Here is a 324-nt window from a genome sequence, read left to right as displayed (position 1 = left end):
ACTGTAAATCTGCCGTCATCGACTTCGAAGGTTCGAATCCTTCCCCCACCACCATTATTCACTAAAGTGATATGGTTTCCCCGACAAGCGTAAACGATGTTTGCACTTAGCGGGAAGGGTAAGAACCTTCGACTAAGGTTCGACTCGAGCGCCAGCGAGAGAACGTTGCCGCAGGCAATGGCGCCGAAGGGCGAGGAGAGATAGCGACGAGTTATCCTTCCCCCACCACCATTCATTTTGCTGAATAACCTACAATGTGTTTTTACCCCTGGTGGGGTTCCCGAGCGGCCAAAGGGAGCAGACTGTAAATCTGCCGTCATCGAC

Annotated in this window: 1 other RNA gene; it reads left to right on the top strand. The window is 52.2% G+C overall.

Annotation, left to right across the window (positions count from 1 at the left end):
- The first annotated feature begins 97 nt into the window (after positions 1-97).
- A non-coding RNA gene (locus RRF55_RS27350) (RtT sRNA) lies at positions 98-231 on the top strand.
- The last annotated feature ends 93 nt before the right edge of the window (positions 232-324 follow it).

The organism is Klebsiella sp. K47 (assembly GCF_051858335.1).
Classification (GTDB): domain Bacteria; phylum Pseudomonadota; class Gammaproteobacteria; order Enterobacterales; family Enterobacteriaceae; genus Klebsiella; species Klebsiella pneumoniae.
Note: the sequence above shows the minus strand (reverse complement) of the source record. Positions and strands in the feature narration are given on the sequence as shown.